This window comes from Segatella salivae F0493 (genome assembly GCF_000477535.1).
Lineage (GTDB): Bacteria > Bacteroidota > Bacteroidia > Bacteroidales > Bacteroidaceae > Prevotella > Prevotella salivae.
This window is the reverse complement of the sequence record NZ_AWGW01000024.1, coordinates 37,735-52,305: the sequence shown is the minus strand read 5'-3', so window position 1 is coordinate 52,305 and position 14,571 is coordinate 37,735. Positions and strand designations below refer to the sequence as shown.

The following is a 14,571-nucleotide window of genomic DNA, read 5'->3' as shown; positions in this document are numbered from 1 at the left end:
TATTTTTTAATGATTTATTTTAATTTTACTTCTAATATCGTATGTCCCTGCCCAATACTATCATGAACAGCAACCACCTTTAAGCCCGAACGATTAATTTGTTTCACCATATCATCAGAGTGATACATCTTACTATTGCCATTAGCTATAGCCGTAAAATAAACACTTGTCATAGTTAAACAAAGAGCAGCTGGCTCATATTTCTGACGATCCCAGAATGTTTCCATGATATAAAGTGTTGTATCTGTATGCATCACTTGAGCTGTACGAGAGAGTATACTGTAGATTTCTTCTTCAGAAAAGCAATCTAAGAATTGGCTCATCCATATGGCATCCCAATCTCCTTGAGGTAACTTTGAATGCTCATCAAGTATATTTGTAGGGCATCCAATGATGCGTTTTGCGCCCTCATTCCCGTCAATTTGCTTCGTCATTAGACCTATTTGACCGGGTAAATCGACTATAGTTACATTGACATTTGCGTCATATTGCACACAACGTAAAGCAAAACGGCCCGTATTTCCACCAACATCCATCAGCTGCTTTGGCCGCTTACTGAAAACGATTTCTAAAGCTTTATCAAACGAATGGTCACTATAGAAGTGGTCAAACGCAAACCAACTCTCTTGAACTTGCTTATCAAGTTTTGACAAGCCCTCATAGATTGTAGGCCAATCACCAAGAGTTTTCAGTCCGGCTGGCTTTCCTTCTTTGAGTGCTTCATCAAGAAAGAACATCCCTCTATAGTTTACATCGTGGTTAAAATCAATGTTTACACGCGTAGCTGGGTCGTTAAGTAGAAACCATCCGGCTTTAGATATCGTATAACAATCAGTATCTTTGTCTATCAATATTGTGCCGGCACTAAGTGAAGCCTCTAATAATATCTTCAAAGCATACTCAGATAGCGACGTCTTTGCTTTCAATTCATTCAACGTAAGCCCATCAATACTATCCCGCAAAGCCTCTAACACTCCCCACTTTACCATGAGACGTGACACCTGAAAGATAACAGGTCCCCACGCAATATACTCGGCAAGACGTTGTGCTTCCCGAGCAGACAGCTGCTCTTTTGTATATTTATCGCTTTCCGATTGAAACAAATTCATCTTATATATGTCTTTACTATCTTCCTTTAACCCAGTATAAGTTTACCCTTACTTGGCTTTCTTTATTCGGTTAATAACCTGTTTTGTTCACTCTCTATATGCTTTTATGCAACGCTTTTCATTAGCAACGCCAGCACAAGGAGCACCACCTATATTTATATAGGGCACTCTCTTTTCTACTCCTTAAACTTCTTCAAGACCAAAGCAGAGTTCGTTCCACCAAATCCAAAGCTATTACTCAAAACCAAATTCAATTCAGTTTCAACAGTTGTTATCGCAAGATTCATCTTCTCTGAGTATTCATCTGGATGCTCAAAGTTTATATTTGGAGCAACAAAATCATTCTGCATCATCAGTATACTGTATACAGCTTCCGAAGCACCAGCCATCCAACACTCATGCCCTGTCATGCTTTTAGTTGAAGAGATGAGTGCATGCTTGCCACCAAACATCCGATTTAATGCCATAGCTTCATACATATCACCTTGATGAGTGCTTGTAGCATGGGCGTTGATATAGTCAATATCCTCCGCTTTTACACCCGACATATCCAATGCACGCGTCATAGCAACAACACTTCCCTCGTCTGATGGCTGACTGATTCCCCCGCCATTGCTTGAGAATCCATATCCAATAACCTCAGCAAGAATATTGGCCCCGCGCGCCTTTGCATGCTCATAATCTTCTAATACCAAAGAAGCTGCACCACCACTCGGTACTAAGCCGTCGCGATCTCTATCAAATGGTCTACTGGCTTTAGTCGGTTCATCCATCCGAACAGAGAAAGCGCCCAACGCATCGAATGAAGCCATCGAATAAAAGTTTGTTTCTTGCGCCCCACCACACAACACTACGTCTTGCATTCCCTGCTTTATCAGCATATAACCTAAGCCTATAGAATGACTACCACTGGCGCAAGCAGCACTTATTGTGAAGTTAACGCCTCGCAAATGGAAGATAGTACTGAGGTTCATATTAACCGTAGAATTCATCGATTGAAAGATAAGTCCATAACCAAGCATAGCAGAATCATGCTTCTCATCCATTATCTTTGAAGCCTCAATAACTGGTTTTGCAGAAGAATCATTGCCAAAGATACAGCCAATTTCATTCTCACGAAGATATTCATCGGTGATGTTTGCCTGCTCAAATGCCTGTAAACTCGACATATAAGCATATCTTGCTTCCTCTGGCATGCCTGCACGTGTATGACGATCAAGCATCTTTTTCGTGATAACAGGTTCCTCAACAATTCCTGTTAAGGCTGAACGATAGCCATATTCTAAGCGTTCTGACTGCATGCCTATACCCGATTTACCTTCATATAATGACTGCTTTACGGTTTCTAAATCAGTGCCAAGACATGACCAAATGCCCATACCCGTGATGACAACTCTCCTATTCATTATCGTATATATTGTTTCTTTAACCTATAATATGGTTGCTAATAATTCAAAACTAACTAAGTATAAAGTCCTCCATTCACACTAATGACCTCGCCTGTGATATAGGCTGCCTCATCAGAAGCAAGGAAACCGACAACCGCTGCCACCTCTTCGGGCTTACCAAAACGCCCAACAGGCACAAGCTTTTTCAGTTCGTCTTCTGGCAATTCCTTTGTCATGTCGGTCTGGATGAAGCCTGGTGCAACCGCATTTACTGTTATTTTACGTGGCGCAACCTCTTGAGCAAGCGCCTTTGTCGCCCCAATCAACGCCGCTTTTGCCGCACTATAGTTCACCTGTCCAGGCATTCCTTTCAACCCTGAGAGTGAACTGATGTTGATAATTCGGCCTCCATGCTTACGCGGCATCATGTGTTTAAGCAGTCGACGCGTAATATAAAAGAAACCATTCATATTAATATCAAGCACACTATGCCAGTCTTCATTCGACATCATGAACATAACATTGTCCCGACGAATACCTGCATTGTTCACTAATACAGAGATATATTCTTCTGGATGAGCTGCTTCCCACTGGTCAATCGCTGCTTCTATTGCTTTAGGATCAGCGACATCAAAGGGTAAAAGCTCTGCATGCCCTCCATGAGCTTCAATCTCTTGCTTCACTTCCTGTGCGCAAGCATCATTTGAGTGGTAATTAATAATAACAGAATAGCACTTTGCTAAACGTAAAGCTACAGCTCGTCCTATCCCTCGCGAGGCTCCTGTTATTAATGCATATTTCATATTTAATTGAAGTATTAGTTAGTTTAAATGCTTAAATGAAAGTTTGGTATCTTTATGATTATGCAAAGATATGAAATATTTTTGAAATGATAGACAATCAGAACAAAAAACAACAATCTCGGTGTTCTTTCCCTATTTAAAGCCTTTTCTATAGTCTTTATTTCGTTTATCCTAAGGCTTTTTATTGAAATAGGACTGAAGAAATGACATAATAAGGATGAAAGTAGATTTTATTTTGCAACTTTTCTATGCAAAAGATGCTATATTCAAAAAATATATGTAAGTTTGTAAGGAAAACAAATAACTTAAAACAAATGAAAAAAATCCTACTCTTCTGCCTGTCGTTTCTGTTGACACTCACAGCAACTGCCGCTGAAAAAGACTATGGTAAATATTATCTGAACTTACCAAAAGCCATGCCTCAGCCCACAATGCCTACCATTCCCAACAATCAAGTAAGTCTTACTGACTTCGGAGCTGTACCAGATGGCATTACACTTAACACTGAAGCATTTCGCAAAGCCATTAGTAAACTGACAAAACTTGGAGGCGGACATCTGATTGTTCCCGCTGGAATATATCTCACAGGGCCTGTCTCTTTGAAAGATAATATAGACATTCATCTTGAGCGAAACGCTCTTATTTTGTTCTCTCCCAATAAGAAAGACTTTCTAAAAGCTACCGACAACGAACCTCAACCCAAAGTAGTTTCGGGCATTACCGCCAGCAAACGCACCAACATCAGCATCACTGGTGAAGGCACTATCGATGGAAACGGCCAATGGTGGCGACCGGTTAAACGTGTAAAAATGAGCGATGTAGAATGGAATCAATATAAAGCTATGGGCGGAACTATCACTCCTAAAGGCGACTTATGGTATCCTTTCAACCTCAAAACGCAAGAAAACATAGCCCCAAATGCCCCTGAACAGGAGAAGATGCGTGCTCATCTCATCCGCATTACAGAATGTAACAATGTGCTCATTCAAGGGGTAACTATTCAAAATTCGCCTCGTTTCCACATCGTACCCCAGCGTTGTAACAACGTAATTGTTGACGGAATAACCGTGCGTTGCCCTTGGAATGCTCAAAATGGCGACGGCATTGACGTAGGCAATTGCAGCAATGTGCTCATCGTTAACAGTACCTTTGACGTTGGAGATGACGCAATTTGCATGAAGAGTGGTACTGAAAAGGCCGACCAAACGAACCATTCTTGCGTCAACATTAATATCCAAAACAACACCGTTTACCATGGACATGGTGGCTTTGTTATTGGCAGTGAGGTCATTGGAGGCATGAAAAATATCTATGTAAACAATAACTTTTTCAGTGGAACGAATACGGGATTACGCTTCAAAAGCGCTGTTGGAAGGGGCGGAAAGACTGAAGATATCTTCATCAACAATTGCTACATGAACAACATTCTCAATGAAGCTATCACTTTTGAAACTACCTATTGGGACAATCATGTGGGTGCAACTCAACCCCAGAAACCGGCAAAAGATGCAGAGTTTGTGCCCAATTTCCAAGACATTCACATAACAAACGTAACCTGCCGAGGTGCAAAAACTGCCATTGCAGCCCATGGAGCACCGGGTATGGTGCACGATATCAGTATTGAAAACTCTACATTCTACTACACCGATAAAGCCACAGACATAGATTCTTCCTGCAAAATTACATTGAAGAATATAAAGTTTGGCGCACCAACTATCATGCCGCAACAATAAGTGGAAACGGAAAACAAGTCAAATTTACCCTGCCTTTTACTGCGCTAAAACGGTCAATCGTTTGTCATTTACATAGAAATGAACGTCTATTCCCGCAAAAGGCATTCCATAAACCTTATCAGGATTGTCTTGATATTGTGGGCGTGGATCTTCTTCCAACACTTGTCTGAGCTCGTCTATTCGCGCTACATCCAAGCCCTTTGACAACAAAAAGTCAAGTGCTTCCTGGCTAATGATTACCTCTAAGCGTGTCCATTGATGCTCATCTACAAAGCCGCTACGCGCATCGGCATGCGAATCAGCATAAGTGATATAGGGTTTGATGTCATAAATTGGCGTTCCATCCATGAGATCGGCACCCAAAACATGAATCACTGGGCCTCGTTTTGTTTCCCAATCTATCGTCTCTATTCTCACTGAAGAGAGTCCAAGTGCATTGGGACGAAACGGACTTCTACTGGCAAAAACGCCTACTTTCTCATTGCCACCTAAGCGTGGAGGGCGCACCATCAGACTGCTGGAAGCATGCCGATTGGCACTAAATTCCCAAATAAGCCATAGATAATCAAAGGCTTCAAGACCTCGAAGTGCGTGTGCATGACGATACTCGGGCATGAAAACAATCTCTCCTTTCAACGTCGCCACTAAGCCGCTTTGCTTTGGAATGCCAAACTTCGAACGGAAAGGTGAGTGAAATACGGCGATAGGTTCAATGTTCATAGGCGATGCTTCCTTATTTTTTTCAACTAAAATGCTATTCGTTTAACCGCAATTCATGGCTTTACACACGATAAAAGATAGAGACTATCATGATAATCAATATTGTTATCCCCCCTGTCCACATAGGGATATAGATGCCTTCCAACTTCTCTACATGCGGATTTCCACTGAGTTTTCTAAACAACACATAGCTCACTGAGGCGCCAACCAAGGCAAACAAACAACCAATCAAGATGTCACCAAAGTAGTGAACGCCAAGATACATGCGGCTATAACACGTGAGTAAGGCCCAAAAACAAAAGAAAAGAGCCAATCGCCAACGTCTAAACAAAAAGGTAACAAAGAAGGTTAACCCCCAAGTATTACTGGCATGATTCGATGGAAAGCCATAAGCGCCGCCGCGATATCCATCAACAATGTGCACAATCTTAGACACTGGGTTGTCTAAATTGCTTGGTCTGAGACGGCCTATCCACGGGCGAACAATCTGCGATGTGAAACTATCTGTAAACAGAATGATTAGTCCTATGGCAATAAGAATAGAGAAAACAGCCTTATACGAGTAGTTTTTCAGGAGCACATAAAGCAGAGAAACATACATCGGAAGCCACACCCATTTGTCGCTGATGAGCCACATCACACTGTCAAAATAGGCATTGTGAAGACCATTGACCATCAGAAACACAAACGTGTCCATGGCTTTTAGCCAAAGAAGTATATCTGTAAGTTCACCCATCATCGCCGTGCTATGTCATTATATAACTCTTGTAGATAGGCTTTTCCTTGCTTTTCTATCGTCGCCCTGTTCTGCTTTCCATGATAATACACCACCTTCTTGCTCACATTATCATAGATAATCTGTTGCGATTCGGTAGCGAGGCCCCAGAGATCTGGGAAGGTAAAGAAGGCAAAATGGGGCGCACGAGCGTCAAGCATGTCTTTACTGAACACGAAACGACTATGCTCAAACCCTAACTGTCCTAACAAAGTAGCCGCTAAATCCTGTTGCGAACCATAACTTTCTACGACGCGTGGCGACTTGATTACACCGCCAACCCAAATCATTGGGATTTGATAACGCGCTATGTTAAACTCACTTATGTCTGCAGGATAACAGCCTAAATGGTCTGGAATGAGGATAACCAGCGAACGATTCCAGCGTCCACTGCGCTTCAACTCACGGATAAAGCGACCCACACAAGCGTCAGTATAGGCGAAGGCATTCAGCACTTTGTCGTGTAAACGATGTGTAGGAACGTCAAAAGGTTCGTGAGAACTACTGGTTTGAATGATGCGCATCATGGGCCCACTTGGCTTTAGTTGCAATTCGTTTTCAACCTTTTCAAACAGCAAATGATCGGGCACTCCCCACTTACTTAGACGCTCTTTCAAGGGGAAATCAACGTCAGAGACATGGTCAGTAATTCCCATTCCCATCAAATATCCACGCAGATTGGTGAAGTCTATGTCGCCCCCGTAGTAATATTTCAACCCATATCCGTGCTTCGAAAGCGTGCCGGCAATAGACGGAAGATGATTGGTCTTGCGCGTTAACTTCATCAAACTCATCGTGGGTTGGGCCGGATAGCCACTCAATATGGAGAGTGTTCCGCGGTCAGTACGGAAACTATTGGCATAGAAATGATTGAAAAACACGCCCTCTTTGGCCAATTTATTCAACTCGGGCGTGGCTTTTGTCTTCATGAGTTCACGCGAAAAGCTCTCTAAAATGACGATATAGACGTCAGGACGCTTGGCATTTAACAATGCCGTTACACTGTCGCTCTTCGTATAAAGCATTGGGCGAACCACCTCAGCTGCCTCTTTTTCGCTCATGAAACGATATTGATGGGCAAAGTCTTCTTGCTTAGAATAGCTCTCCAACAAACTGAACACGGGGTTCACCGCCGCATGATTCAAGCGCATATCCTTACTGAAATAGGCCTCACCGACATTCATTGTCGAGGTCTTTATGCCTCCCCTGATGGGCAGAATTAATAGTCCAAGCAAGGCCAACTGCAACAAACTACTCCCTATTTTGCGCCTATTTATCTTAGCTTTTTCACACCATTTATTATCCAACCAGCGCTGCAACAGATAGACTCCCACGGCAAGTAACACCGCAACCAACATCCCTGCAGCCACCCACCAAAGGCTAATGCTCGCCAAAGCACTTGTGGGTGAGGAGATGAAATAATATATAGGTGTGGTGTCAAGTGGGAAGCCCCAGTAGCTATAAAGCACGAGGTTGAGCATGAAAGTCACTGAAAACAATAACGAAAACAAGGCCATATAGCCCCTATTCAGCCACAAAGTGAAACGTCCTTTCGCCCAAATCTCAATCAAAATCAATAGTCCTGTGAACGCCGAAAAATAACCAGCCACAGAGAAATCAAGCGGTAATCCATGCATCATTACCTGCAAAACATCCGACAAACGGCAATGTTTATATAACCCATGATGCACCAACATGAAACAAGGTTTCTGTAGAATGAACAAGAGTGTCCATAGAAAATAAGCAACAATGAATCTTATAGTGTTAATCAGCATTCTTTCTTTTACAATGACGTTCCACAGGTTTGTCGTGCAAAGATACATAAAAGAACAAACAAAACGCGTTGTAAATAGTTTTTTTATATAGATTAACATTGACGTCTTTTCATTTTACTGCAAAGCCGAACAGCCACAACCGAAACGCCGCTCGAATAAAGAAGAAAGCCCCACGTGATGTTTCTTGTTCCTCAATAGGTTGCAAATCGGCTTTTCATTTGCACCAAATAAGTGCATGACTTGACGCAGATGACCACACATTTTGACGCACATCACGCGCTCAGCTGACGCAAATCAGAAACTCAGTTCCAAGCCATTGTCATTCAACAAATTACAAAGACTTTTCCAATAGTTTTGAGTTGAACTTTCAACGCCATAAGCGGTTGCACCGAACGCCTATCTAAGACTATCCTATACTGCCTTCCTTCTAAGTTGAAGTAGGCATGCAAAGTGCTCCCGTTTCCCTTGTTATCCCTTACAATAACCATACTATGATGATGGTCAGTGCGTCTTTTCATGTATAAATAGGATGCGTTGCGATTACTTTTTACAGCGAATCCTTATTGAAAAATCAAGCGGAAAGCACGATAAAAAGCGATAACAAGGGAAACGAAGCCTATGGATTATGAAGTTTCAACCAGGTCTTCCATGAGCATACGGTCAATATATGTGATGCCATTATCAGCCAAAAGTTCATGATCTTGCATAAAAGCTTGAGCAATATTCCCACGAGAACACCGCCCCAACCAACTCTTAAAGAGAATCACAGCCTCATTGTTCTTGTTCTGAAACCATTTGCTGTAGCCAGCATTGAGATAGTCTTCGTCTATCATTCCGTCTGTTCCGATGAGGTCATCATAGTAGCGTTCGGCCTGTTGTAGATTGCATTTCAGCAGCAGAATCCAGGCAATTGTGCGCTTCACGGATAGGTTTTCGGTTTCCAAATCGAGTGGATAGAGCAGCTGAAGTGCCTCGTCATAGCGTTTCATGTGCATCAAAGCAAGCGACTGATACCATAGTAATTGCTTGTCACATCCCCTGACATAGAGCAGCTGATAGGCGCGAAGTGCTTCGTCATCATGGCCAGAACGCAACGCCGAAGCCGCGTAACAGCGCAATGTTTTATCGTCAACAAGCGACATATCGAGCATGTTTTCGGGCAACGACGGCTGTTGGGTTGCTTTGTCAAAGCTTAGTTGGCTGACAGCCCCCTGCCCCTCTTCATGTCGCAAGATGGCCACCACCACCATCGAACGGCTGGCTTCATAGGCTTGAGAATCATCGTGTTCATGATTATACAACGCATAACACAGCCGATAATAACGCTGCAATCGCTCGCCGTCAGCATGCAAAAGATGTTGCACATCGGCTTCAGAGGGCTGATAACGTCGTATCAAACGATGCAACAATTCCCATTCTTTCCGCTTCAAAGCAAAGTTCATCAACGCGACAATCTCCTTGTAAAATACACGCAAAGAGATTGCACTGTGCATGAAAAATTGGGTCGTTAGTGTTGTGTCTTGCCCCGTCCAGAACGGATTTCTGAACTCACTTCTGTAAGTGTTTAATTCAAAGAAGCGATATAAATCCTGTAGATATTGCAGGCGCTTAAAGTCTAATTGATTGGCATCTACACTCGAAGGGCGCACAAACATGTTGTCAGAACCATTCATCATCTCACGCACATTGGCGGGCAACTGGTCGTAAACCATCTTGAGTGCAAAGCCAAACGAGTATTTATCTGAACTGCAAAAAGGCCCTGCTCCAAGCATTATGTCGACAAGTTTTGTGTCACCTAACTTATCCAAAGCCTCCTCCATATCGGGATTTTGCTTAGAGAATGGCAAGAACCAATTGCTTACTGACGAGAAGAAAGGAAAGCGTTTCATCTGCGAGAAGCCTCCAAAGTAGATGTCGGCCCCTTGTTTCTGCATCTCCATCATGCGCTGCATACTTTCTTCTGCGCGTTCCATTTCCTGCTCAGCCTTATCGGGATGCAAGATATCTTCTAACGAATCGTCTTCTTTTTCCTCTACTCCGAAGCGATTGAAACGCATCTGTTGCCCCTTCATCAGTGTCGGAATAATGTCTTTTTGCATCTTTTCGTTGTCACGACGAGCATTACTGCAATAGAAGATTTGACACTGCAAGGCATATAAATCGCTTCGCAAAGCAGTGGCATCAGCGTCTTCTATCGTTGTCTTTAACAAAGCAACACTGGCTGGAAAGAATTCAAACGGCTTAGAAGATGCCACTAACGTCCAGCCCACAAAGGCGCGTTGACGCAATTCTTCATCATTATCGGTGGTGCGCCACACCTCTAACAGCAATTTGAAACGCAACGGATCAAAGAGATTTATGCCGCTAAGTGTCACGGCAGATACCAATGTTTGGGCATCAAAAGATTCTATCATTGGACTACAAAGCAACTTTAACATCGCTTCGTAAACCGCCTCATTCCAAAATGGAGAGACTACAATCGCATCGAAAACCGACGAGAGATAGCGCTGATGTTGACGTCGAAGTTCATGTGCTTTGGCTTTTCTTGTGGTCTGAGGTTCAAGAGAAAGCATCGCCAAGTCTTGCACATAGCGTGCAAACTGCTGTAAAACCTCCTCGCCACTAAGCTCAATTTGTCGTGCACTAAGCTCGGCATAACCATGATAACCGCCTTGAGTGATGGCAAGATGTAGGCGCAAATCAAACACAAGTGCATAGAGTTGGTGCAACATTGTGTCGTAGAGTTGAGGGCGCATCGGGTCTTGATAGCCCCTCAACATATAGTCTTTCATCAGTTGATAGCTTGACTTGATTTCGTCAAGTCGGGTATCAAACTTCGTGATTCCCTTTGTTTGAAGCAAATGTTCAATCGATTTCACTGCATAAGGCAGGTATTGTTCATCGATAATCTGCGACAATAGCTGATATATTGCTTGTTGTTCGGCTTGCATATTAAAAAGTTATTGGAATGACTTTGCAGCCGAAATATCTTTTGATTTCGGTGCAGTGAGGTGTTGAAAACGTAGTTTTGGCAAAGCCTTAATCGTCTTATCGTCGGCTTTACAGTATTTCTTTATCAGGTCACTATAATGTTGAATGCCCATCTCATTAATCGAATCACACACCGCATTGTAGGCTTTTGTGAACGCACGCAACTGCTTTTGGCGATGTTTTCCCGTCACTCCGGCATGTCGCAAGGCAATAACACCAAGCGAAAGTCTAAAATCTCGGCTGTCGCGTAGCATCGGATTATCCATTATTCGGGCTTTCGTGGCCTGCGGTTCCGTTAGCCAAAGTGCATCAATCTCATTGTTAAGCAGCATATCTAAGCGTATAAACACGTTGTTAATCTGTACGCGATAGACGCGCGCTTGAGTCTTAACAGTGTCTAAAGTGAGATTCGTGAGGTAGTCGGTAGCCGAAAATCGCGTCATGGCAACCATCTTATCACCAAGTTGATTGAGTCGTTTCAGTCGGGCTTTTCGATTGGAAAAGAGTTGCCAATAGGCATTCGTTGCCGTGAGATAATCAAGTTGTAAACCCCTCTTCTTTAAGCGTTCAGTGCGCACAAGGTCGCTAATCGCCCCCTCAACACGCTTATTTTGCAGTGCCGTGTCACAATCCATTTGTGCATTAAAGAACTTCAAACGCAAGTCCAATTGAGCCGTATCATAACATTGATGGTCTTTCATGATGTACAAAGGAAGGCAATCTAATGTTGGCATTACCGCGATTTTCAGTGCCAAAGAGTCTTCACGGAAGAGACGATAACGCTCTGCCCGCGACAGACGTTGTTGCTCATCATAAGATTGACCGCAGGCCGTGACGAGCAAAAGGAAAGCGAAAAGCACGATTTTATAATTCAGAAATCTCATTGTTTCAATGCATTTTTTATCGAGTTCTAAGCCTTGCAAAAGTAACAAATAATTTTGTAACTATAGAATTTATTACTACTTTTGTAGTGTTTTCAATTAAAATCAGACGGAGAAATGGCTAAAGATAAAATCGCTTATGTATGTAGTAACTGCGGACAAGAATCCACTAAATGGATTGGAAAATGTCCAAATTGCGGCCAATGGAATACATTCAAGGAGATACGTATAGCCAATGACACGGGCACAATGGCTGCAAAGACGGCAGCACATGCCGTGAGACACGCGCTCACGGGCAAGAACAAGCCCCTTCATTTGCGGGAGATTTCGGCGCAAGATGAGCCTCGTATCGACATGCATGATGCCGAATTGAACCGTGTTCTCGGTGGAGGTTTGGTGCCGGGGAGCATCGTTTTACTCGGTGGAGAGCCTGGAATTGGCAAGAGCACCCTGACATTGCAGACGATACTTCACATGGATGATCGCCGTGTGCTCTATGTAAGCGGCGAGGAAAGTACGCATCAAATCAAGATGAGAGCCGAGAGAATTGGAGGCAATAGCGAGGTAATGATACTCTGTGAAACGTCACTCGAAGACATCTTTAACAATATAAAAGAGGTGAAACCCGAACTCGTTGTCATTGATTCTATACAGACTATCTCGACAAGTGACGTCGAAAGTTCACCTGGAAGCATTACACAGGTGCGCGAATGTGCGGCAGCCTTGCTCAGGTTTGCTAAGACAAGTGGCATCCCTGTCATTCTAATTGGTCATATAAATAAGGAGGGAACGCTCGCCGGTCCTAAGCTTTTGGAACACATTGTCGATACCGTCATCCAGTTTGAAGGCGACCAACACTACATGTATCGCATTCTTCGGTCGATTAAAAACCGCTTTGGCAGCACGTCAGAATTAGGTATTTATGAGATGCAACAAAACGGATTGCGCCAAGTTTCCAACCCTTCTGAACTACTGTTAAGCCAAGATCATGAGGGACTTTCAGGTGTAGCCATCTCGTCAGTCATAGAAGGTGTGCGCCCGTTTTTAGTCGAAACCCAAGCCTTAGTGTCTTCGGCTGCCTATGGAACTCCGCAGCGTTCGGCCACAGGTTTTGACCAACGACGTCTCAATATGTTGCTCGCTGTATTGGAGAAACGCGTGGGATTTAAACTCATGCAAAAGGATGTTTTCATCAATATTGCCGGTGGTTTGCGCGTCACTGATTTGGCAATGGACCTTAGTGTGATTGCCGCCGTGTTGTCAAGTAATGTAGACACGGCCATCGAAGCAGGCTGGTGTATGGCTGGAGAGGTGGGACTGAGTGGCGAGGTGCGCCCTGTTAACCGCATTGAACAACGCATTGCAGAGGCTGAAAAGTTAGGTTTTGAACATATCATCATACCGGCTCACAACCTCAAAGGCTTCGATAAGCGCAAATATAAGATTGAACTTCACCCCGTAAGAAAGGTTGAAGAGGCACTAAGAACATTATTTGGATAATATAAACACACAGAGAAATGAAAGATTCTGTTATCATTGTAAGCGGTGGAATGGACAGCATCACCCTGCTATATGACAAAAAAGACGAGATTGCTCTTGGCATTAGCTTCGACTATGGCAGTAATCACAACGCCAAAGAGATTCCATTTGCTGAGATGCATTGCAAGCGATTGGGAATCAAACACATTACAATCAATCTTGATTTCATGCATCAGTATTTCAAGAGTTCACTGCTTCAAGGGGCTGAAGCCATTCCCGAAGGCCACTATGCCGACGAAAATATGAAGTCAACGGTAGTGCCTTTTCGCAATGGTATCATGCTATCGATAGCGATTGGCATTGCAGAAAGCAACCATCTTAAAAAGGTTTTGATTGCCAATCACGGCGGAGACCACACGATATATCCCGACTGTCGTCCCCAGTTTATTCAGGCAATAGACGCTGCCGCCAATGCAGGCACGTTTGTAAATGTGCGTGTTGAAGCGCCCTATACAAACATTACGAAGGGCGACATTGCACGCATTGGCAAACGACTCGGCCTTGACTATACCGAAACTTGGAGCTGCTATAAAGGCGGAGAAAAGCATTGTGGCAAGTGCGGCACGTGCATTGAGCGTAAGGAAGCCTTGCAAGAAGCAGGCATCCACGATGCAACGGAATATGAGGAATAAGCCTCTTGCCAACCAGCTGATGCCAAGCCAGCCATGCCATAACCGCAAGTGGGCTTTCAATGTGCCGCAAATCGTCTCGCCTTTTGACGCAAAAGGCGCTGTCATTTCATGCAAATGACGCGCTGTTTTGACGCAAATCACATTTAGAAGAAAGGCAAGCGATGAAAAAACCTGACTAAAACAAAGGAATTTGTAAAGTCTATATTGCAGTTGAGTGGCCTCAAC

At 43.5% G+C, this 14,571-nt stretch carries 11 protein-coding genes; 3 read left to right on the top strand and 8 right to left on the bottom strand.

The window, feature by feature from the left end:
• Window positions 1-14 precede the first annotated feature (14 nt).
• The 3 genes from HMPREF9145_RS07165 to fabG form a co-directional block, all read right to left on the bottom strand.
• Entirely contained in the window at window positions 15-1,109 is a 1,095-nt protein-coding gene (locus HMPREF9145_RS07165; RefSeq protein WP_021825674.1) for a methyltransferase, read from the bottom strand.
• A gap of 176 nt (window positions 1,110-1,285) precedes the next feature.
• On the bottom strand, window positions 1,286-2,515 hold the full coding sequence (locus HMPREF9145_RS07160; protein WP_021825694.1) for a beta-ketoacyl-[acyl-carrier-protein] synthase family protein: 1,230 nt from the start codon (window positions 2,513-2,515) through the stop codon (window positions 1,286-1,288).
• A gap of 56 nt (window positions 2,516-2,571) precedes the next feature.
• A complete protein-coding gene (gene fabG / locus HMPREF9145_RS07155) occupies window positions 2,572-3,300 on the bottom strand; it encodes a 3-oxoacyl-ACP reductase FabG (protein ID WP_007135955.1) in 729 nt (242 codons plus the stop codon).
• Between the two features lie 314 nt (window positions 3,301-3,614).
• Here fabG and HMPREF9145_RS07150 point away from each other — a divergent pair, with 314 nt between their 5' ends.
• The gene (locus HMPREF9145_RS07150; RefSeq protein WP_036907017.1) at window positions 3,615-5,033 is read left to right on the top strand and encodes a glycoside hydrolase family 28 protein; all 1,419 of its coding nucleotides are present in this window, start codon (window positions 3,615-3,617) and stop codon (window positions 5,031-5,033) included.
• A 36-nt stretch (window positions 5,034-5,069) separates the two neighbouring features.
• Here HMPREF9145_RS07150 and tsaA read toward each other — a convergent pair whose 3' ends face one another.
• From tsaA to HMPREF9145_RS07125, 5 genes are all read right to left on the bottom strand, one after another.
• Window positions 5,070-5,753, bottom strand: a complete 684-nt coding sequence (tsaA, locus tag HMPREF9145_RS07145) for a tRNA (N6-threonylcarbamoyladenosine(37)-N6)-methyltransferase TrmO (RefSeq protein ID WP_021825679.1) — start codon at window positions 5,751-5,753, stop codon at window positions 5,070-5,072.
• A gap of 61 nt (window positions 5,754-5,814) precedes the next feature.
• Window positions 5,815-6,492 carry a phosphatase PAP2 family protein gene (locus HMPREF9145_RS07140; RefSeq protein ID WP_021825690.1) on the bottom strand — a complete coding sequence of 226 codons (678 nt, stop codon included), beginning with the start codon at window positions 6,490-6,492 and terminating at the stop codon, window positions 5,815-5,817.
• Window positions 6,489-8,303, bottom strand: coding sequence for an LTA synthase family protein (locus HMPREF9145_RS07135; protein WP_081697707.1), 1,815 nt, complete (start codon window positions 8,301-8,303; stop codon window positions 6,489-6,491). The genes HMPREF9145_RS07140 and HMPREF9145_RS07135 overlap by 4 nt, the downstream gene beginning before the upstream one ends.
• A 623-nt stretch (window positions 8,304-8,926) precedes the next feature.
• Complete coding sequence (locus tag HMPREF9145_RS07130; RefSeq protein WP_021825692.1) at window positions 8,927-11,254, bottom strand: tetratricopeptide repeat protein; 2,328 nt, start codon at window positions 11,252-11,254, stop codon at window positions 8,927-8,929.
• Between the two features lie 9 nt (window positions 11,255-11,263).
• Complete coding sequence (locus tag HMPREF9145_RS07125; RefSeq protein WP_007135948.1) at window positions 11,264-12,178, bottom strand: ABC transporter substrate-binding protein; 915 nt, start codon at window positions 12,176-12,178, stop codon at window positions 11,264-11,266.
• A 114-nt stretch (window positions 12,179-12,292) separates the two neighbouring features.
• On the opposite strand from HMPREF9145_RS07125, the gene radA reads away from it, so the two are divergent.
• Window positions 12,293-13,675 (top strand): DNA repair protein RadA, encoded by a 1,383-nt coding sequence (radA, locus tag HMPREF9145_RS07120; RefSeq protein ID WP_021825650.1) that lies wholly within the window; start codon window positions 12,293-12,295, stop codon window positions 13,673-13,675.
• 17 nt (window positions 13,676-13,692) lie between these two features.
• Window positions 13,693-14,346, top strand: coding sequence for a 7-cyano-7-deazaguanine synthase QueC (gene queC / locus HMPREF9145_RS07115; protein WP_021825715.1), 654 nt, complete (start codon window positions 13,693-13,695; stop codon window positions 14,344-14,346).
• Window positions 14,347-14,571 lie beyond the last annotated feature (225 nt).

What these genes read in the sequence shown, in the direction of transcription:
- HMPREF9145_RS07130 (WP_021825692.1), bottom strand. Translation starts at nt 11,254, where the DNA reads ATGCAAGCCGAACAACAAGCAATATATCAGCTATTGTCGCAGATTATC.
- HMPREF9145_RS07160 (WP_021825694.1), bottom strand. Translation starts at nt 2,515, where the DNA reads ATGAATAGGAGAGTTGTCATCACGGGTATGGGCATTTGGTCATGTCTT.
- HMPREF9145_RS07140 (WP_021825690.1), bottom strand. Translation starts at nt 6,492, where the DNA reads ATGATGGGTGAACTTACAGATATACTTCTTTGGCTAAAAGCCATGGAC.
- radA (WP_021825650.1), top strand. Translation starts at nt 12,293, where the DNA reads ATGGCTAAAGATAAAATCGCTTATGTATGTAGTAACTGCGGACAAGAA.
- HMPREF9145_RS07150 (WP_036907017.1), top strand. Translation starts at nt 3,615, where the DNA reads ATGAAAAAAATCCTACTCTTCTGCCTGTCGTTTCTGTTGACACTCACA.
- queC (WP_021825715.1), top strand. Translation starts at nt 13,693, where the DNA reads ATGAAAGATTCTGTTATCATTGTAAGCGGTGGAATGGACAGCATCACC.
- tsaA (WP_021825679.1), bottom strand. Translation starts at nt 5,753, where the DNA reads ATGAACATTGAACCTATCGCCGTATTTCACTCACCTTTCCGTTCGAAG.
- fabG (WP_007135955.1), bottom strand. Translation starts at nt 3,300, where the DNA reads ATGAAATATGCATTAATAACAGGAGCCTCGCGAGGGATAGGACGAGCT.
- HMPREF9145_RS07135 (WP_081697707.1), bottom strand. Translation starts at nt 8,303, where the DNA reads ATGCTGATTAACACTATAAGATTCATTGTTGCTTATTTTCTATGGACA.
- HMPREF9145_RS07125 (WP_007135948.1), bottom strand. Translation starts at nt 12,178, where the DNA reads ATGAGATTTCTGAATTATAAAATCGTGCTTTTCGCTTTCCTTTTGCTC.
- HMPREF9145_RS07165 (WP_021825674.1), bottom strand. Translation starts at nt 1,109, where the DNA reads ATGAATTTGTTTCAATCGGAAAGCGATAAATATACAAAAGAGCAGCTG.